Annotated in this window: 18 protein-coding genes; all 18 read left to right on the top strand. The window is 70.2% G+C overall.

From position 1 onward, the window contains the following. Positions 1 to 314 precede the first annotated feature (314 nt). The 18 genes from H504_RS0126760 to H504_RS0126675 all read left to right on the top strand — a co-directional run bounded on the left by H504_RS0126760 (position 315) and on the right by H504_RS0126675 (position 18,561). Positions 315 to 1,784, top strand: coding sequence for a class I adenylate-forming enzyme family protein (locus H504_RS0126760; RefSeq protein ID WP_084468251.1), 1,470 nt, complete (start codon positions 315 to 317; stop codon positions 1,782 to 1,784). 149 nt (positions 1,785 to 1,933) lie between these two features. Continuing rightward, positions 1,934 to 2,212 carry an acyl carrier protein gene (locus H504_RS0126755; protein WP_026425281.1) on the top strand — a complete coding sequence of 93 codons (279 nt, stop codon included), beginning with the start codon at positions 1,934 to 1,936 and terminating at the stop codon, positions 2,210 to 2,212. Next, positions 2,205 to 2,468: a hypothetical protein gene (locus H504_RS0126750; RefSeq protein ID WP_211239405.1), complete on the top strand. Its 264-nt coding sequence runs from the start codon at positions 2,205 to 2,207 to the stop codon at positions 2,466 to 2,468. Before H504_RS0126755 ends, H504_RS0126750 begins: the two co-directional genes overlap by 8 nt. After that, the gene (locus H504_RS37205; RefSeq protein WP_051386302.1) at positions 2,461 to 3,615 is read left to right on the top strand and encodes a beta-ketoacyl synthase N-terminal-like domain-containing protein; all 1,155 of its coding nucleotides are present in this window, start codon (positions 2,461 to 2,463) and stop codon (positions 3,613 to 3,615) included. The genes H504_RS0126750 and H504_RS37205 overlap by 8 nt, the downstream gene beginning before the upstream one ends. Further along, a complete protein-coding gene (locus H504_RS0126740) occupies positions 3,612 to 4,190 on the top strand; it encodes a beta-ketoacyl synthase chain length factor (RefSeq protein ID WP_211239404.1) in 579 nt (192 codons plus the stop codon). The genes H504_RS37205 and H504_RS0126740 overlap by 4 nt, the downstream gene beginning before the upstream one ends. Positions 4,191 to 4,224: 34 nt before the next feature. Further along, positions 4,225 to 5,871: a class I adenylate-forming enzyme family protein gene (locus H504_RS0126735; RefSeq protein ID WP_026425278.1), complete on the top strand. Its 1,647-nt coding sequence runs from the start codon at positions 4,225 to 4,227 to the stop codon at positions 5,869 to 5,871. Positions 5,872 to 5,894: 23 nt separating this feature from the next. Continuing rightward, on the top strand, positions 5,895 to 7,157 hold the full coding sequence (locus H504_RS0126730; protein WP_026425277.1) for a beta-ketoacyl-[acyl-carrier-protein] synthase family protein: 1,263 nt from the start codon (positions 5,895 to 5,897) through the stop codon (positions 7,155 to 7,157). 112 nt (positions 7,158 to 7,269) lie between these two features. Beyond that, positions 7,270 to 7,782: an L-2-amino-thiazoline-4-carboxylic acid hydrolase gene (locus H504_RS0126725; RefSeq protein WP_051386301.1), complete on the top strand. Its 513-nt coding sequence runs from the start codon at positions 7,270 to 7,272 to the stop codon at positions 7,780 to 7,782. A 151-nt stretch (positions 7,783 to 7,933) separates the two neighbouring features. Continuing rightward, positions 7,934 to 9,010: a 4-hydroxyphenylpyruvate dioxygenase gene (hppD, locus tag H504_RS37200; RefSeq protein WP_035306290.1), complete on the top strand. Its 1,077-nt coding sequence runs from the start codon at positions 7,934 to 7,936 to the stop codon at positions 9,008 to 9,010. A gap of 71 nt (positions 9,011 to 9,081) precedes the next feature. Further along, positions 9,082 to 9,993, top strand: a complete 912-nt coding sequence (locus H504_RS0126715; protein ID WP_026425275.1) for a phytanoyl-CoA dioxygenase family protein — start codon at positions 9,082 to 9,084, stop codon at positions 9,991 to 9,993. Between the two features lie 39 nt (positions 9,994 to 10,032). Beyond that, positions 10,033 to 12,003: an FAD/NAD(P)-binding protein gene (locus H504_RS37195; protein WP_051386300.1), complete on the top strand. Its 1,971-nt coding sequence runs from the start codon at positions 10,033 to 10,035 to the stop codon at positions 12,001 to 12,003. Between the two features lie 40 nt (positions 12,004 to 12,043). Then, positions 12,044 to 12,517 carry an acyl-CoA thioesterase gene (locus H504_RS0126705; protein WP_026425274.1) on the top strand — a complete coding sequence of 158 codons (474 nt, stop codon included), beginning with the start codon at positions 12,044 to 12,046 and terminating at the stop codon, positions 12,515 to 12,517. Positions 12,518 to 12,561: 44 nt separating this feature from the next. Next, positions 12,562 to 13,341 carry an enoyl-ACP reductase FabI gene (gene fabI / locus H504_RS0126700; RefSeq protein ID WP_026425273.1) on the top strand — a complete coding sequence of 260 codons (780 nt, stop codon included), beginning with the start codon at positions 12,562 to 12,564 and terminating at the stop codon, positions 13,339 to 13,341. A gap of 20 nt (positions 13,342 to 13,361) precedes the next feature. Further along, positions 13,362 to 14,294 (top strand): alpha/beta hydrolase, encoded by a 933-nt coding sequence (locus H504_RS0126695; RefSeq protein WP_026425272.1) that lies wholly within the window; start codon positions 13,362 to 13,364, stop codon positions 14,292 to 14,294. Positions 14,295 to 14,366: 72 nt separating this feature from the next. After that, positions 14,367 to 15,689 (top strand): aminotransferase-like domain-containing protein, encoded by a 1,323-nt coding sequence (locus tag H504_RS0126690; protein ID WP_245614466.1) that lies wholly within the window; start codon positions 14,367 to 14,369, stop codon positions 15,687 to 15,689. Between the two features lie 192 nt (positions 15,690 to 15,881). Next, the gene (locus H504_RS37190; RefSeq protein ID WP_051386299.1) at positions 15,882 to 16,874 is read left to right on the top strand and encodes a glycosyltransferase family 2 protein; all 993 of its coding nucleotides are present in this window, start codon (positions 15,882 to 15,884) and stop codon (positions 16,872 to 16,874) included. Further along, positions 16,871 to 17,284, top strand: coding sequence for a GtrA family protein (locus H504_RS0126680; RefSeq protein WP_026425270.1), 414 nt, complete (start codon positions 16,871 to 16,873; stop codon positions 17,282 to 17,284). Before H504_RS37190 ends, H504_RS0126680 begins: the two co-directional genes overlap by 4 nt. Further along, on the top strand, positions 17,281 to 18,561 hold the full coding sequence (locus H504_RS0126675; RefSeq protein ID WP_026425269.1) for a glycosyltransferase family protein: 1,281 nt from the start codon (positions 17,281 to 17,283) through the stop codon (positions 18,559 to 18,561). Before H504_RS0126680 ends, H504_RS0126675 begins: the two co-directional genes overlap by 4 nt. Positions 18,562 to 18,564 lie beyond the last annotated feature (3 nt).

The following is an 18,564-nucleotide window of genomic DNA, read 5'->3' as shown; positions in this document are numbered from 1 at the left end:
CGTGCTCACTTATGGTCGAGATGTTCATTCGATCTTTGTCTGGGGATGTGACCGCGTCGACGTTGACGAGTTTTCCGAATCGCTTGCGTTCGCCGGATTGACCGCAGTAACGTGGTTGTCGAGGGTCAAGTTGCCGGGTGCCCTGACGCGTGGGTGCGACCGGTTTCGCCTCCCGGTGGTGTTGTGCGCAGTACTGCTGTTCGCCGTTTGACGATGTAGCAGGTTTACCCGCAGGTGTGCTCCACAAGTCGATCACAGGTTCGATCACCGGATCTTTCCCTATTTCCCACAGGCGTTCGAATAGGGGGAAACACATGCCGAGCGAGACCCACTTATCCCCGGTCGCGGCGGGGGGTGCCGTCACTGTGGACGGCGCGCCCGCGGCCGGGTCGTGGGTGGACGAACTCCTGCTGCGCGGGCCGGACACCGAGCTCGCGCTGCACTTCGGCACCCAGGTGGACCGAACCGCGTTGCGCCGCATGGTGCAACAGCGCGAGGGCGAGTTGGCCGCTGTCGGGGTCCGCCCCGGCGGGTCGGTCGCATTGCGACTGCCCCCGTCGCTGTGCTTCGTGACCGTGCTGCTGGCCGCGTGGCGGCTGGGCGCCCAAGTGTCCCTTTTGGACTACCGGCTGACCCCGCACGAGATCGACGGCGCGCTCGACCGGTTGCTCCCGCAGGTGCTCGTGCAGCCGGCGAAACCCGCTTCCGGTGCGCTGCGCGCGGTGTACGAGGTGGACCCGGACTACCTGCGCTACGAGCCGGGCGTCCCGGCGCGCACCCCGCACTCGCTGATCCAGCTCAGCTCCGGCTCGACCGGACCGTCCAAGATCATCGGTCGGACCGCGGCGGACGTGGTCGACGAGCTCGACCGCTACGACGCCATCGAGGGTTTCCCGCGCCGCGGCGAACGCGCGGTGGTGCTGGGGTCCATGGTGCACGTGCTCGGTCTGGTCGGCGGTCTGCTGCACGGCCTGCACGCCGGTGTGCCCATGGTGGTGCCGCCGCGGCTGACCATCGACGGCATCCTCAAGGCGCTGGCCGACGGCGACCAGCCGACCACCCTGATCGGCGTCCCGTCCCAGGCCGAGATCCTGGCCGCGGTCGCCGAACCGCCCAGCCTGCCGCGGTTCCGGCGCATGATCACCGGCGGCGAGCTGGTCCGCCCCGAGCTCTGGCGCGCGGTCACCGAGGGGTACGGCATCACCCTGGGCAACATGTACGGGATGACCGAGCTCGGCGTGATCGCGACCGACATCGAGGGCGCGCACCGGCCGTCGCTCACCCCGACCCGCGGCATCGCGGTCCGGGTCGTCGACGGCGAGGTGCTGCTCAGCCGGGAGCGGTCCCCCTACATCGGACCGGTCGACCCGACCCGCTGGGCCGACGGCTGGCTGCGCACCCGCGACGCGGGCGAGGTCGACCCGGACACCGGTCGGGTCACCATCAGGGGCAGGCTGGACTCGCAGGTGTCCATCGGCGGTCTCAAGGTGGACCTGACCGAGGTCGAGCAGACCCTGGCCGCCGCGCCCGGGGTGGAATCGGCGGTCGTCCTCTACGACGAGGGGATCAAGGCTTACGTTTCCGTCGTCGCCACCGACAGTTCCAGTGGTACGGCAAGCACTGACATCGACGGGTTCCTGCGCGAGCGGCTGGCGGGCTACAAGCGCCCCCGCGCGGTGCACGTGCTGCCGACCATGCCACGCACGTCCAGCGGAAAGCTGTTGCGCGACCGGGTAGCCCTGCGCGCGGCGGCCGAGGCCGTCCAGGCCGAGCAGCAGACCTAGCAGACCCAGCACATCCAGCACCACACGTCGGTCCCCAGGCACGGCCCACCCGGGTCGGCGCCCGGTCGGCCGCGCCCCGCGGCGGGGACGGCGAGATCCCCGCCGGTAGTCCGGTAGTGATGTCCGAGAAGGTCCGGAGAGGAATTCCCATGAGCGGCAAGGAAGAAGTGCGCGCGTTCGTCATCGACGCGCTGGTGGGCCTGCAGTACGCCACCCCGGACGTCTCCGGCGACACCCAGCTCGGCCCGGCGGGCCTCGACCTGGAGTCGCTGTCGATGGCCGAGCTGACCGTGCAGTTGGAGGACCGGTTCGGCGTCAAGATCGACGAGGACGAGATCGAGCAGGTGTCGCTGATGACCATCGACGAGTTCGTCGACAACATCGCCGCCCGCCTCGAGCCGGTCGCCGAGGGCAGTGTTCGTGAGTGACCGGCCGGTGACCGCGGCGCCCGCCCGGTTGAGCAGGCAGGACGTGCTGGAGATGGTCTCCGGCTACCGCGCCCAGGTGTCCAAAGGAGACTCCGACGACCTCGACTCGCTGGAGCTGGCCTGGCTGTTGCACCAGACCGAGCAGCGCTACGGCGTCGAGCTCGACCTGGAGGACGCCGACCTGTCCAGGATGAACACCGTGGCCGCCGCGGCCGAGGTGCTCACCGAACTGGTGGGCGGTCGCACGGATGGCTGAGGCGCGCGGGGCACGGGACGGGGGCGGGCGGCACGAGGTCGTCATCACCGGGTTGGCCGCGATCGCGGGAACCGGGTGGGACCTGGCCGCGCTGGGTGAGCGGACGGCGGTGGGGGACAGCGCGTTCGTGCCGGTGACCCGGTTCGACGCCGGTCGCTACCGCACGGACCTGGCCGCCCAACTGCCCGGCGACCCGGTGCTGGCCGACGAGCTGGTGTCCATGATCGGCACTGCCTGCGCGCAGGCCGGTCTGGACCCGGTGCGCCGGTCGGCGAGCCCGCTGCTGGTCGCCGTGCACGGCGACCCGGCGGTGGCCCGGCTGCCCGAGGACGAGCGGACCGGCCCCGGCGCCATCGCCGAGTCGCTGGCCGAGCGGACCGGCCTGGGTCCCGCGCCCCGCGCGTACATGACCGCCTGCGTGGCGGCGAGCACGGCGGTCGCCGACGCGGCGACGCTGATCTCGCACGGCCGCGTGGAGCGGGTGGTGATCGCGGCGGGCTACCTGGTCGAACAGGACAACTTCGCCCTGTTCGACGCGGGTCGCTCGCTGGCCCCCGACGGCCGGGTCCGGCCGTTCAGCACGGGCAGGCAGGGCATGCTGCTCGGCGACGGCGTCGCCGCGGCGGTGCTGGAGTCCGCGACCGCGGCGGCCGAGCGTGGCGCCACGGCGCTGGCCCGGATCGCGGGGTGGGGGCGGGCTGGCGACGCGTACCACATCACCCAGCCCGACCCGGACGGCGGCGGGATGACCAGGGCGATCACCGCGGCACTGCGCAAGGCGGGCCGAGCGCCCGCCGACATCGGTTACGTCAACGCGCACGGCACCGGCACGGCGCAGAGCGACGCCGCCGAGGCCGTCGCGCTGCACCGGGCGCTGGGCGAGCACGCGCGGCGTGTCCCGGTCAGCTCGTCGAAGTCGGTGCACGGGCACACCCTGCAGGCCGGTGGTCTGCTCGAACTGGCCGTCACGGTGCACGCGTTGCGCACCGGTCGGCTGCCGGTCAACGCCGGTTACTCCGGTCCGGACGACAAGCTCGGGCTGAACCTGGTGCTCGACCGGCCCATGGAGCGCGAGGTCGACCACGCGCTCTCCGTCAACGCCGCGTTCGGCGGCGCGAACACGGCATTGGTGGTGGCACGGGCATGACGACGACGGACGCCGGTCTGCCCACTCTGGACGGGTCTGTTGTGGACAAGTCCATTGTGGATGGTGGCATGGTGGCGGACCTGGTCGTCCGCGCGGAAGGGCGGTTCCCGAGCGCGGGCGGCCCGGCCGAACCGGCGCCGCTGCCCGGGTTCGTCAGCTCGTCCTTCGCGCCGCTGATCGCCCAGGCCGCCGACGAGTGCCTGCGCCAGGTGCACGGCGAGGCGCCCGCCGACCCCGCGCGCGGTGACCGCACCGCGGTCGTCGTGGTCAGCACCCGCGGCGACGTCGGCACCGCGACCGCGGTGGCCCAGGCGGTCGACCGCGGCCGCCGGATGCCGCCGATCCTGTTCTTCCAGTCCGTGGCCAACTCCGCGGCGGGCCGGGTCGCGGTGACCTGGGGGTTGCGCGGGCCGGTGGTGTGCACCAGCCCGGTCGGCGACCCGACCGCCGACGCGCTGTCCCTCGCCGACCTGCTGATCGCCGACGACGCCGCCGACGAGGTCCTGCTCGTCCTGGTGGACCAGGCGACCGACAGCGCGCACGCGCTCCTGCTCGGCAGGGGCCCAACCGTCTGAGCAGCGCCCGAAGTACGACCGAAGGAGTTTCGCAGTGACCGTCAAGACAACCCGGGCGCAGTTGGCCGCCAACCCCGACCTGGGGATCGGCAACGTGCTCAGCACGCTCGTGCACAACGGCTACGGCCTCGACGAGCCGACGCTCAGCTTCGACACCGACGTCGACGGCCACCCCGCGTGGCAGGCGCTGACGCTGCGGGAGCTGGAGTTCCAGGTGGCCGCGCGGGCGTCGGTGTTCTACGCCAAGGGGATCCGGTCGCGCGACCCGGTCGCCATCTACGTCTCCAGCGCCGCGGACCTGGTGCTCAACTACCTCGCCCTGTCCCGCTTCGGCGCGATCCCGGCGCTGGTGAACCGGAACCTGCCCGGCGAGACCGCCGCCGTCTACATCACCCGGCTGCGCCCGGTCGCCGTGCTGACCGACGCCGCCCACCGCGCCGCGCTGGGTGACCGCGTCGAGGGCGTCGACCAGTTCATCGACGTGACCGACCTGGCGGGCGGCGACCCGGCGGCCGCGCCGGAGCAGTACCGCCACCACGCCGACGACCCGGTGGTGATCACCCACTCGTCGGGCACCACCGGCATGCCGAAGGCCGTCGTCGCCTCGCACTCCAGCCTGTTCGCCTCGGTCCGGCACCGGCTGCGCCTGCCGCGCGCCCAGGGTGTCGACCGGATGCTGAGCGCGCTGCCCGCCAACCACGCCGCGATCGTCATCGCCACCAGCCTGGCGCTGAGCAACCGGTCGCAACTGCTCTGCCTGTCCGAGCAGTCCGGCACCGCGGTGCTGGCCGCGGTCGACCGCTGGCAGCCGACCTGCGTGCTGGGTTTCGCCGCGACCTGGCCGGAGCTGGTCGCGCACGACCTGACCAAGTACGACGTGTCGTCCGTGCAGTTCTGGTGGAACACCGGTGACTGCGCGCACGAGGCGCACATCCGCCGCCTGATCTCGGTCGGCACCCGCACCGTGGTGAACTCAAGCGGGGTCAGCCAGGTGACCGGGTCGGCGTTCATCGACGGCCTGGGCTCCACCGAGATGGGCCACTCGCAGTTCTTCATCACGCACACCCCGGACACCGACCGCTACGGCCGCTGCATCGGCAAGCCGCACGCGTTCGCCGACATCGCGGTGCTCGACGACAACGGCGACAAGCTGCCCGTCGGCGAGGTCGGCCAGCTCGGTGTGCGGTCGCCAACGCTGGCCCCGGGCTACTGGAACGACTCGGTCACCACCTACCGCAGCCGCCTCGCGGGCTACTTCCTCACCGGTGACCTGGCCTACCGCGACGCCGAGGGCTTCTACTACCACGTCGACCGCGCGGTCGACGCGATCGACCTCGGTTCGGGCAAGCGCCTCTACACCGCGCAGTCCGAGGAGCGGGTCCTCGCCGCGAACTCCGACGTGCTCGACTGCGTCGTCGTCGCGGTCAAGGACGACGACGGTCAGGTGGCCAGCGCGATCCTGCTGACCCTGAACGCGGGCGCCGACGCCTCGGTCGACCGCACCGAGTCGGTGAAGCGGTCGCTGCCCGAGTACGTCGCCGCGACCGTCCGCGAGGTCATCGTGGTGAACGAGGAGGACATCCCGCACGGCCCGACCGGCAAGGTGCGCAAGGTCGTCCTCCGCCAGCAGCACGCCGACCGCCTGCGGTCCGCCGCCCAGGTAGAGCCGGTGACCACGTGAATATCGAACGCCGCACTGAAACCATGCGCTCGACTCGCCGAGCGGTGGTCATCACCGGCATCGGGATGATCACCCCCGCGGGCCGGGGGCTGACCGCCACGTTCGACGCGCAGTGCGAGGGCCGGTCCGGCATCGTCACCCCGCCGCGCGACCACGTGGTGGCCACCTGGATCGAGAACGCCGGTGTCGCCCCGGACGTCGACCCGGCTGAGCTGTACGACCGGGCCGACCCGTGCCTGGACCGCTACGTCCTGCTCGCGCTGGCCGCCGCCGACGACGCCGTGGCCGACGCGGGCCTGGTGCCGGGGGAGAACGCCGACCCGCACCGGATCGCGACTGTGGTCTCCAGCGGTGGCGGTGGCCTGCTCACCTACGAGGACCAGGCGTCCGCCCGCCGGGCCAAGGGCCGCACCGGGATCAGCCCGTACATGATCCCCGGCATCCTGCCGAACATGGCGGCCGCGCGGATCGCGCTGCGGTTCGGCCTGCGCGGCTACTCGGCGGCCATCGCGACCGCGTGCGCCGCCGGTGCCCAGTCCATCGCGGAGGGGCTGCGGCTCATCCGCGGCGGCGAGGCGGACGTGGTGGTCTGCGGCGGCACCGACGCGCCGCTGCACCCGAGCATCGCCACCGGGTTCGTCAACGCCCGCGCCACCGCCAACGGCTGGGCCGACCCGGCCCAGGCGAGCCGCCCGTTCGACAAGGGCCGCAACGGTTTCGTGCTCAGCGAGGGCTCCTGCGTGGTGGTGCTGGAGAGCGCCGAGCACGCCGACGCCCGCGGTGTCGCCGGGTACGCGGACCTGATCGGCTGGGGCGGCACGACCGACGCGCACCACCTGACCGCGCCGCGCGCCGACGGTGAGGGCGCGGCCGAGGCGATGCGCCGGGCGGTCGCCGACGCCGGGCTCACACCGTCCGATGTGGACTACATCAACGCGCACGGCACCAGCACCAAGCGCGGCGACGCCGCCGAGACCAAGGCCGTGCACGACGTGTTCGGCGACCACGCGCCCGCGGTCAGCGCGACCAAGTCGGTGATCGGGCACTCGCTGGCCGCGGCGGGCGCGATCGAGGCGGCGGTCACCGCCATCGCGATCGCCAAGGCCACCCTGCCGCCGACGCACAACCTGCTCGACGTCGACCCGAAGTGCGAACTCGACCACATCGTCGACAAGCCGCGGCAGGGTCCGATTTCGGTGGCGCTGTCGAACTCGTTCGGGTTCGGCGGGCACAACATCAGCCTGGCGCTGGCACCGGCGAGCAGCCGGGCGCGGCGGTTCGGCTGAGCGGAGCAGTCACATTCCGGGGGGAAGGGACGCCGACATGGCTGGCACGGAAGTCGACAAAGACCGGTCGGGCGCTGAGCTGAATGGCGCATGCGGAATTGCCGGAAATGGTGTGGATTCCGATTCGGGTGATTCCGCGCACGGTTTTCCGGACGATCCGCCGCTGCACGAGTTCTGGTGGCTGCACGACGCCCGCTGGTACCAGGGGGTGCTGCGCAGGTTCGGCCAGGAGGCGGCCAACGAGATCAACGCGGAGGCCATCCGGTTCGTGTTCCGCCGGATCGGCCGCTGGTACCGCCACCAGCACGGGGTCGACTTCACCGCCATGTCGGTCGAGGAGTTCGTCAAGTGGTTCGACGCCGTGCCGAAGATCTCCTGGACCGAGGCGATGATGAGCGCCGAGCACGAGGTCACCGGGGACAACGAGTGGGAGAGCGTCATCACCAAGAACTACTCGTTGAAGATGTTGCAGGCCGCCCGCGCGCTCGACGGCTACGAGTGCCCGTGCCCGCAGATGCGCGAGGGCTGGTTCCAGGGAATGGGCGTCACCGTCCGTGACAAGCGGGTCTCCTGCGTCCGCACCGGTGGTGATGTGTGTCGGTTCCACGCGGTTATGGACCAATGATCACGCAATTGTGGTAAACATGTTCCAGTGCTGGGAATTCGGTCCACTCCACTACCGACCTGAGCGTGGCCGCGCGATTCGGTCACGTTTGTTTCCGGTGCCGTAAACCTGTGATCAACCATGTGAGGTCTGTTTCCCGGAGGGGGAGATAATGGATATCCAGGACATCGACCACGTGGAACTGTACGTGGGTGACGTGCAGCAGTCCGCGTTCTACCTGTGCACCGCGCTCGGTTTCCGGGTCGCGGGCCAGGGCGGGCCGGAGACGAGCTTGCCCGACGACCGGTCGCTGCTGCTGCGGCACGGTCGAATACAGCTCCTGCTCACCTCGGGTCTCAACCCGCGCAGCGCCGCCGCCCAGTACGTCGCTCGCCACGGCGATGGTGTTTCCAGCCTGGCGTTCACCGTCGAGGACGCGAAGGCCGCCTACGAGCAGGCGATCAGCCGGGGCGCCACCTCGGTCGCCGAGCCCAAGACCTTCACCGACGGCGAGACCACCGTGGTCATCGCCGAGGTGATCGGCTTCGGCGACGTGCGGCACCGCCTCATCGAGCGGCACGGCGCGCGCGACGAGTTCCTGCCCGGCGTCATCGGCATGCTGACCCAGGACGTTGAGGACGGCGACAACCTGCTCGACGTCGTCGACCACATCGCCGTCTGCCTGCCCGCGGGCACGCTGACCGAGACCGTGCAGTTCTACCGAGATGTCTTCGACTTCGACCAGATCTTCGAGGAGTACATCGAGATCGGCGACCAGGCGATGGACTCCAAGGTGGTGCAGAGCAAGTCCACCACGGTCACCTTCACCCTGATCGAGCCGGACAGCTCGCGCCGCCCGGGTCAGATCGACGACTTCCTGGCCCGCCACGACGGCGCCGGCGTGCAGCACCTGGCGTTCCTCACCGACGACATCGTCGGCTCGGTGGAGACCTTCGCCGACCGCGGCGTGCAGTTCCTGTCCACCCCGGCCAGCTACTACGACGCGCTGCAGGAGCGGCTGGGTCGGGTCGACCTGGGCGTCGAGGCGTTGCGCCGCACCAACGTGCTGGTCGACCGGGACCACTGGGGCGAGGTGTTCCAGATCTTCACCCGCTCCATCCACGCCAGGGGCACCTACTTCCTGGAGGTCATCGACCGGCACGGCGCCAAGACGTTCGGCAGCGGCAACATCCGCGCCCTCTACGAGGCCGTGCTGCGCGCATCGGAAAGCCCCGCCAACGCGGGCTGACGCTCCCACCACAGGGCACAACCACAGGCAACAACGCCCCACCGGGCGGACCGGGGAAAGGGATCACGAGCGTGACCACGCAACTTCAGCCGTTCGAGCTGACCGAGGCGGAGCGGGCGTTACTGCCCACCGACGAAGAGGTCGCCTTCTACGCCGAGCACGGCTGGTACCTGAGCAAGAAGGTGTTCACCGACGAGGAGATCGACACCCTCCTCGCCGCGAGCGAGGCGTACTACGGCGGCCACCGCGACCGCAGGCTGCCGTCGCACCCGGCGCGGCTGGCCTACTGGACCCCCGAGAAGGGCGATGTCCAGCGGCACAACGACTACGTCCACTACGAGGACGACACGATCGGCGCGATCCTGCGCAAGCCGCTGCTCGGCGCGGTCGCCGCGCGGCTGGCCGAGGCCGACCAGATCCGGATCTTCCAGTCGACGCTGATCTACAAGCAGCCGAAGCCGGACGAGGTCAGCAACATCGTGCCGTGGCACTTCGACAAGCACTACTGGTCGACCTCGACCTCGACGTCGATGCTGACCGCGTTCATCCCCTTCCACGACTGCACCGAGGACATGGGCACCATCACCATGGTCGACGGCAGCCACGTGTGGAAGGAGATCGGCGACAACGACACGACCAACCGGCACTTCGCCGACCGGGACAACTCCGAGCTCGACGAGATGCTGCAGGAGAACGCCGAGTTCAACGGCGTCGAGGTGAAGAAGATCCCGATGGAGATCCCCAAGGGGCACGTGAGCTTCCACCACTGCCGCACCTACCACGGCTCCGGCGCCAACATCAGCGACCGGCCGCGCCGGGCGATCTCGCTGCACCTGCAGGACGGCGCCAACGCCTACCGGGACTTCCGCACCTCGGACGGCAAGCAGGTCAACTACAACCACGACTTCCTGGTGCGCAAGACGGCCGCGGGCACGCCCGACTACGCCGACCCCGAGTACTGCCCGGTCACCTGGCAGGACTGACCCCATCACGTGGGCGGACGCCCCGGCGAGAGGAACGAGATGGCTGTGAGTGTTGACCCGTCCCGCACCGGTCGGATTGCCGTGTGCGTGGTCGGCATGGGCCCGCGCGGCCTGTCGGTGCTGGAACGGATCTGCGCCAACGCCAAGGACTTCCCCCGTGTGGAGCTCACCGTCCACGTGGTGGACCCGCACCACCCCGGCGCCGGGGCGGTGTGGCGGACCAGCCAGGACAACCACCTGCTGCTCAACACCGTCGCCTCCCAGGTGTCGATGTTCACCGACGGCAGCGTGGACATGGCCGGTCGGCTGGAGGAGGGACCGAGCCTGTACGAGTGGGCCCGGTTCCTGGTGCTGATGGGCGGCGGCGAGGGCTACCCGCCCGAGGTGCTGACCCAGGCCCGCACGCTGGGGCCCGACGACTACCCGTCGCGCGCCTTCTACGGCCACTACCTGAAGTGGGTGTTCCGCCGGGTCGTCCGGCAGTCACCGGGAACGGTGCGGGTGGAGGTGCACCGCTCGCGGGCGGTGTCCCTTGAGGACGCCACCGGCACCGCCGACGGCCTGCAGACCGTGTTGTTGGAGGACGGGACCCGGCTCGACTGCCTGGCCGCCGTCGTCCTGGCCCAGGGGCACGTGCCGGTGCGCCCGAGCGAGGGCGAGCGGGCGTTGGCCGGGTACGCCGCCGAACACGGCCTGACCTACCTGCTGCCGTCCAACCCGGCCGATGTGGACGTCGCCGCCATCCACCCCGGTACCGCCGTGGCGCTGCGCGGCCTCGGGTTGAACTTCTTCGACCACATCGCCCTGTTCACGCTCGGCCGCGGTGGGCGGTTCGAGCGCGTGGACGGCAAGCTCGTGTACCACCCGTCGGGCCGCGAACCCAAGCTGTACGCGGGTTCCCGGCGCGGCATCCCCTACCACGCGCGGGGCGAGAACGAGAAGGGCCCGTCCGGCAGGCACGACCCGCTGGTGATCACGCCCGAGGTGATCGCCGGGCTGCGGGCGCGGGCGGCCGCCGGAACCGGGATCGACTTCCGCGCCGAGCTGTGGCCGTTGATCGCCAAGGAAGCCGAGACGGTCTACTACTCGGCGCTGTTGACCCGGCGCGACTGCCAGTGCGTCGCCGCCCGGTTCCGCGACCGCTACCTCGACCACGCGTGGGGCGACCCGGCCGAGGCGGCGCTGCTCGACGAGTTCGACGTCCCGGCGACCGACCGCTGGGACTGGGACCGCATCGCCACCCCGTACCGCGGCCAGGTCTTCACCGACCAGGCCGGTTTCCAGGCGTGGTTGTTGGCCTACCTCGGCCGCGACGCGGACGACGCCCGCGCGGGCAACGTCACCAACCCGTTGAAGGCCGCGCTGGACGTGCTGCGCGACCTGCGCAACGAGATCCGACTGGTCGTCGACCACAACGGCCTCAGTGGACAGTCGCACCGGGACCACCTCGACCGGCACTACACGCCGCTCAACGCCTTCCTGTCCATCGGGCCGCCCGCGGCGCGCATCGAGCAGACGGTCGCGCTGATCGAGGCCGGTGTGCTGCAGGTGATGGGGCCGGACGTGCGGGTGCGGGTCGACCACGACGAGCCGGGGTTCCTGCTGGAGTCGCCCGCGGTGCCCGGGTCGGTGGTCCGGGCCGAGGTGCTCATCGAGGCGCGGCTGCAGGAGATCGACCTGCGCCGCACCGCGGACCCGCTGCTGGCGCGGATGCTGGCCACCGGCCAGTGCAGGCCGCACCGGGTCCCGTCCGCGGACGGCGGCTCGTACGAGACCCGCGGCCTCGCCGTCACCAAGCGGCCGTACCACGTCATCGACGTCGACGACCACCCGCACCCGCGCCGGTTCGCCCTGGGCGTGCCGACCGAGTCGGTGCACTGGGTGACCGCGGCGGGCATCCGGCCGGGCGTGAACTCGGTGACCCTGGGCGACGCGGACGCGATCTCGTTGACCTGCCTGGGTTTCGCGGCCGCCCCGGCTGCCGCGCGCGAGGCGGTGGCGACCGGGTGAACCGGACAAAGAGAGCGCACGACAGTGCTAGGTTGAGCCCATGACCGAGGCTATCGTCCACAGTGGAGCACCGGACTCCGCCAAGCAGGGCACCTTCCGCTACACCAGCCACGTGTTCTTCGACGAGCTGGACGCGATGGGCTTCCTGCACAACACCCGCTACGCCGTGCACGTCGAGCGCGCCACGGCCCGGTTCTTCGAGGGCAACGGCTTCTTCTGGGAAGCGTCGATCGAGAACAACCCGGACAAGTTCCACGTGGTCCGCCGGTTCGAGGTCGACCTGGCCGCCCCGTACGCCGGGTCGGGTCCGCTGGACGTGGACCTGTGGCTCGACCACCTGGGCACCACCAGCCTGCGCTACGGCTTCCGCTGCCTCGGCCCGCAGGGCCAACTGCACGCGAGCGGCCTGCGCGCGGTGGTGAAGCTCAACGCGGAGACCTTCCGCCCCGAGCCGTGGACCGACCGGTGGCGCGCGACGCACCTGTCGCTCCTCGGCCCGGCCCGCTCAACCTGACCCACCGACCCACTGGCAAAGACCGCATACGTGGAGGACCTGAGGTGCCCGGACTGCTCGACGGCAAGCGACTGCTGATCACCGGGGTGATCACCGACTCCTCGATCGCCTTCGAGGTGGCCAAGTACGCCACCGAGCAGGGCGCCCGGGTGGTGCTGACCGGCTACGGGCGGATGTCGCTCGTGGAGCGGCTGGCCAAGCGACTCGGGCCGGACGTGCCGGTCATCGAGCTGGACGTCACCGACGACACCCAGCTCGCCGGGCTGGCGGACAAGGTCCGCGCGCATGTGGACGGGTTGGACGGGGTGCTGCACGCGATCGCGTTCGCCCCGCCCACCTGCCTGGGTGGTGAGTTCAGCAAGGCGCCGTGGGAGGACGTGTCCACCGCGGTGCACGTGTCGACGTACTCGTTCAGCGCGCTCGTCTCGGCCTGCCTGCCGCTGCTCGGCCCGGGGTCGTCGGTGGTCGGCCTCGGGTTCGACGGTCGAGTCGCTTGGCCGACGTACAACTGGATGGGCGTGGCGAAGGCCGGTCTGGAGGCCGTCACCCGCTACCTGGCGCGCGAGCTGGGTCCGAAGGGGATCCGGGTCAACCTGGTCTGCTCGGGTCCGGTCCGGACCAAGGCCGCCGTGTCGATCCCGGGGTTCGCCCAGCTCAAGGCCGACTGGGACTCGCACGCGCCACTCGGCTGGGACCCGCACGACGCCAAGCCGGTCGCCACCTCGGTGTGCGCGCTGTTCACCGACCTGTTGCCCGCCACCACCGCATCGGTGCTCATGGTCGATGGCGGCGTGCACGCCATGGGCCTGGCCATGGGTGCCTGATCTCGGCTAGGACTACGACCATGCCACTGCACCCCCAGGTCGCGGCCATGCGCGAGCGCCGCGTCGCCCAGGACACCCCGCCGCTGTACACGCTGTCCCTTGAGCAGGCCCGCGCCGACGATCTGGCCTCCATCCAGGCCGCGGGCGGCACCCCGGAACCGGTCGGCTCGGTGGTCGACCTGTCCTACCCCGGTCCGGACGGGGAGGTCCCGCTGCGGATCTACCGGCCGGAGGCCGAGGGCCCGCTGCCGGTCCTGTTCTACTTCTTCGGCGGCGGTTGGACCCTCGGCACGATCGACACGGCGGACGCCATCTGCCGCCGTCTGGCCAACGCGGTCGGGTGTCTCGTCGTCGGTGTCGGCTACCGGTTGGCACCGGAGCACCGGTTCCCCGCCGCGCTTGAGGACTGCTACGGCGCGGTCGAGTGGTTCGCGGCGAACGGTGCCTCTTACGGCGCGGACGTCACGCGAATCGCGGTCGGTGGGGACAGCGCGGGCGGCAACCTGGCCGCGGTGATCTCCCTCATGGCGCGCGACAGGCAGGGTCCGGCTCTTAAGTGCCAACTGCTCGTGTACCCGAACACGGACTACACCGCGTCGACCGGCTCGATGGCCGAGAACACCGACTCGGCGTTCTTCAACAACCGCTCGGTGGCCTGGTACTGGAGCCACTACCTCGGCGACGCCCCGACCGAGGGCCTCGACCCGCGGGTGTCACCGCTGCGCGCCACCGACCACACCGGTCTGCCGTCCGCCCTGGTGATCACCGCCGAGTACGACCCGCTGCGCGACCAGGGCGAGGCGTACGCCGCCAAGCTCGCCGCGGCCGGGGTCCCGGTCGAGCTCAGCCGGTACGACGGCATGATCCACGGCTTCTTCGCGATGGCGGGCGACCTGGACGACGGCGCTCGGGCCCAGGAAGAAGCAGCCGCATACTTGCGGAAATTCCTGTAGCTATGCGGGAATCTGTGTGGTTTCCCGCGTGTGGTTCCGACCGAGGTTGACCCGACAGACAGGGGTGCAGGCGTGTCAGTAGAGGCCTTGCCGGGGGTGCTGCTGCAGGCGGCCGACCTCCACGGCAGCGTCACCGATCCGGACATGGAGTCGATGAACTTCCTCAACGAGGTCGTCGGCCGGTTCCCGGACGCCATCTCGTTCGCCCCCGGGCGGCCGTACGAGGGCTTCTTCGAGACCGAGCAGGTCTTCGACTACCTCAAGACCTACATCAAGTACCTGGAGGACGACCGGGGCTTCACGCCGTCCCAGGTCCGCACCAACATCTTCCAGTACGGCCGCACCAACGGGCACATCCACGACCTCATCGCCCGAACCGTCTCGAACGACGAGGGAATCGAGGTCTCCCCCCGCGACGTGGTCGTGACGGTCGGCTGCCAGGAGGGCATGCTGCTCGTCCTGCGCGCCCTGTTCACCGGCCCGGACGACGTGCTGCTGGTCAGCTCCCCCTGCTACGTCGGCATCACCGGCACGGCGAAGGTGCTCGACGTCGCCATCCACCCCGTGCCGGAGGGCCCGAACGGCGTCGACCCCGCCCTCGTCGCCGCGGCCGCCGCCGAGGTCAGGGCGCAGGGCAAGCGGCCACGCGCGATGTACCTGGTCCCCGACTTCGCCAACCCGTCCGGTTCGAGCATGACCCTGGACGCCCGCGAGGGTCTGCTGGCCGTCGCCGAGTCCGAGGACCTGCTGCTGCTGGAGGACAACCCGTACGGCTTCTTCCTCCGCGAGGGCACCCCGAAGCCGACCCTCAAGGCCCTCGACCGGGCCCACCGGGTCATCTACCTGGGCTCCTTCGCCAAGACCGGTTTCCCCGGCGCCCGCGTCGGCTACGTGCTGGCCGACCAGCCGGTGGCCGCGCTCGACGGCACGGTGGCGCCGCTGGCGGACAGCCTGTCCAAGATCAAGAGCATGACCACGGTCAACACGGCGGCGCTGAGCCAGGCGGCGATCGGCGGCATGCTCGTCGCGGCGAACTGCCGCCTGCGCGACGCCAACGCCCAGGCCATCGCGTTCTACCGGGACAACCTGCAGACCGTCCTGGACGAACTGGACCGGCAGTTCCCGGCGGACGTCCGGGCTGCCCTCGGCATCTCGTGGAACTCGCCGGAGGGTGGCTTCTTCCTGGTCGTCACGGTCCCCTTCGTCGCCGACGACCTGGCCCTGCACCGCGCGGCGGGCGAGTACGGGGTCCTGTGGACCCCGATGTCCTACTTCCACCACGACAACGCGGGTGACCACCAGCTCCGCCTGTCCTGCAGCGCGCTCGACCCGGCGACCATCGTCGAGGGCGTCAGCCGGGTGGCGGCCTTCATCCGCGACTCCATCACCGGCTGAGCGCCGACGGCCGAGGGCCCATCCCCACCCGGGATGGGCCCTTTGTGGTTCGTGTGTCACTCACCCGAGTGAGGTGATCCGCCAGATCCGGGGGTTTGGTCTACACAACGTATGCGTATAGTCCTGGCAGATTCCTGTGGGACGCGTTCGGGGGAACTTGCGTCCCGTGTCACTACGCAAAGGAACGCTGGGGTGACCACCGACAACGGCAGGCGGACGATCGCCTACGTCTTCCCGATCTACAACGAGGCCGGGAACATCGACCTGCTGCACCGCATGGTGACCGAGGTCACCAAGCCGCTCGTCGAGCGGTACGACGTCTCGTTCATCTACATCGACGACGGCAGCAAGGACGACTCGGTCGCGCACCTGCACGCCGTCGCCGACGCCGACGACCGGGTGACCGTCATCGAGCTCGCCCGCAACTTCGGCCACCAGATGGCCGTCACCGCCGGTCTCGACGCGGTGGACGCGGACGCGGTGATCATCATGGACAGCGACCTGCAGGACCCGCCCCGGGTCAGCCTGGAGCTGATCGAGAAGTGGGAGCAGGGCTACGAGGTCGTCTACGCGCAGCGGCGGTCCCGGCAGGACTCCGCGTTCAAGAAGTTCACCGCGAGCGCCTTCTACTGGTTCCTGCGCAAGGTCGCCTCGATCGACATCCCGCCGAACACCGGCGACTTCCGGCTGATCGACCGCAAGGTCGTCGACGAGCTGCGCCGCTTCCGCGAGCGCGACCGGTTCCTGCGCGGCCTGGTCAGCTCCATCGGTTTCCGCCAGACCGGTGTCCTGTTCGACCGCGACGAGCGGCACGCGGGCCAGACCGGCTACCCGCTGAGCAAGATGCTGCGCTTCGCCGCCGACGGCATCCTCGGGTTCTCCGTGGCGCCGCTCAAGCTCATCAGCCGTATGGGCTACCTGATCTCGTTCCTCAGCTTCCTCGGCATCCTCTATGTCGCCGCCGTGAAGCTGTTCGCGCCGGAGACGGCCGTGCCGGGATGGGCCTTCATCACCGTGGGCATGTTCTTCCTGGGTGGCATCCAGATCAGCATGCTCGGCGTCCTGGGTAGCTACGTCGGCCGCACGTACGCGCAGACGCAAGGTAGACCGTTGTACACGGTGGGTGCCGTGCGCACTGGTCTCCGCACGCGCGACGACGCGAGCCGCGAGAGCTACGTCCCGTGAAGGCCGAGCTCGCGACGAAGATCCGGTTCGGCCTGGTCGGCATCGCCAACACGCTCATCGACCTGGTCGGCTACACGCTGCTGACGCTGGCCGGGCTGCCGCTGCTGGTCGCGAACACGCTGTCGACGTCGGCGGGCATGGTCTGCAGCTTCACGCTGAACCGCTCGTTCACCTTCCGCGCCACCGCGGGCAACACCCGCACCCAGGCGATCCTGTTCTTCCTCGTCACCGCGTTCGGCCTGTGGGTCGTGCAGCCGGTGGTGATCGCGCTGGTGTCCGGCGCGTTCGACGGGGCCAACCACATCGTCGCCACCGTCGGCCCCAAGCTCGTCGCCGTCGCGTTCGGCCTCGCCTGGAACTACGTCCTGTACAGCAGGGTCGTCTTCAGAGCCAAGGAAGCAACCGCATGACCGACGTGACGACGGCCCCGTCGCCGACCGCCGCGCCGCGGCACCCGGACTCGCACCCCGCGGACCCGAGCCCGGCTCCGTCCCGCCTGCGCGCCGTGCTGGCGTCCGACTGGGTGGGCACCCTGCTGGTCGTCTTCGCCTGGCACGCCGTGCTGATCGCGGTGGCTGTGCTGTTCCAGGGCTCGATGCCCGTCGGCGAGGGCTACCCGGTCAAGATCCTCGGCGCCGACCCGAGCCTGCTGTCGCACACCTTCCGCTGGGACAGCGAGAACTACCTCAACATCACCCACGGCGCGTACAACGACCCCGCGACCCCGTGGACCCCCGCGTTCTACCCGTTCTTCCCGTTCTGCCTCTGGCTCGTGCAGACCGTGACCTTCGGCAAGGTCGGCTTCCTCGCCGCGGGCATGTTCGTCAACTTCGTCGCGTCCTGGTTGGCCGCCTGGGCCCTGTTGCGCATCGCCCGCCACTTCGTCGCGGGCGAGCAAGCCGCCTGGCTGGTCGTCGCCGCGTTCCTGACGGCCCCCACCGCGTTCTTCATGCACGCCTTCTACACGGAGGCCGTGTTCTGCGCCCTCGGCTTCTGGGCCTACTCGTTCGCCCTCCGCCGCCAGTGGGTGCTGATGGGCCTGGTCCTGATGCCCCTCACCGCCACCCGGATCACGGCCGTGCTGTTCATCGGCCTGTGCTTCCTGGAGTTCTGGCGCGCCAAGGACTGGCGCCTGCGCGGCCTGCTGTCCTGGCACCTGCTGTGGTTCCCCGCCGCCTTCGCCGGTTTCGCCGCGTACGCCGTGCTGCTGAAGATCATGACCGGCGACGCCCTCGGCATGTTCCACGCGTACGACACGGTCAAGACCTGGGCCTACCACGTCGCCAACCCCAACTTCGTGGGGACGTTCGGCAAAGAGGTCTCGATCTCCTGGGACGCGTTGCTCACCGGCAAGCCCAACACATGGCAGCTCCTGAGCCACCTCCTGCCGGTGGTCGGCTTGGTGGTCCTGTTCGCCAGCTCGGTCTACACGTTCGTGGCCCTGCGCAAGGACGGCATCCCGCTGGCCCTCTTCGGCCTGGCGTCCTTCGTGATGTTCACCTTCAACAGCAACGTGGTCTCGGTCCACCGCTACCTGCTGCCCTGCGTGGTCATCTACGTCGCCATGGTCCTGGCATCCCAACGCCACCGCCCCCTGCGCCCGGCCCTGCAGATCTGGATGTACGCGACGACGCTCGTCCAGGCAGCCATCTACCTGCTGTTCGTCGCGGGCAACTGGGCGGGCTGATCC

The sequence above is a fragment of the Actinokineospora inagensis DSM 44258 genome, from assembly GCF_000482865.1.
Lineage (GTDB): Bacteria > Actinomycetota > Actinomycetes > Mycobacteriales > Pseudonocardiaceae > Actinokineospora > Actinokineospora inagensis.
Note: the sequence above shows the minus strand (reverse complement) of the source record. Positions and strands in the feature narration are given on the sequence as shown.

Coding starts and splice junctions, on each gene's coding strand:
- H504_RS0126675 (WP_026425269.1), top strand. CDS start 17,281: ATGACCGACGTGACGACGGCCCCGTCGCCGACCGCCGCGCCGCGGCAC.
- H504_RS0126760 (WP_084468251.1), top strand. CDS start 315: ATGCCGAGCGAGACCCACTTATCCCCGGTCGCGGCGGGGGGTGCCGTC.
- H504_RS37205 (WP_051386302.1), top strand. CDS start 2,461: ATGGCTGAGGCGCGCGGGGCACGGGACGGGGGCGGGCGGCACGAGGTC.
- H504_RS0126755 (WP_026425281.1), top strand. CDS start 1,934: ATGAGCGGCAAGGAAGAAGTGCGCGCGTTCGTCATCGACGCGCTGGTG.
- H504_RS0126705 (WP_026425274.1), top strand. CDS start 12,044: ATGACCGAGGCTATCGTCCACAGTGGAGCACCGGACTCCGCCAAGCAG.
- H504_RS0126695 (WP_026425272.1), top strand. CDS start 13,362: ATGCCACTGCACCCCCAGGTCGCGGCCATGCGCGAGCGCCGCGTCGCC.
- H504_RS37195 (WP_051386300.1), top strand. CDS start 10,033: ATGGCTGTGAGTGTTGACCCGTCCCGCACCGGTCGGATTGCCGTGTGC.
- H504_RS0126730 (WP_026425277.1), top strand. CDS start 5,895: ATGCGCTCGACTCGCCGAGCGGTGGTCATCACCGGCATCGGGATGATC.
- hppD (WP_035306290.1), top strand. CDS start 7,934: ATGGATATCCAGGACATCGACCACGTGGAACTGTACGTGGGTGACGTG.
- H504_RS0126740 (WP_211239404.1), top strand. CDS start 3,612: ATGACGACGACGGACGCCGGTCTGCCCACTCTGGACGGGTCTGTTGTG.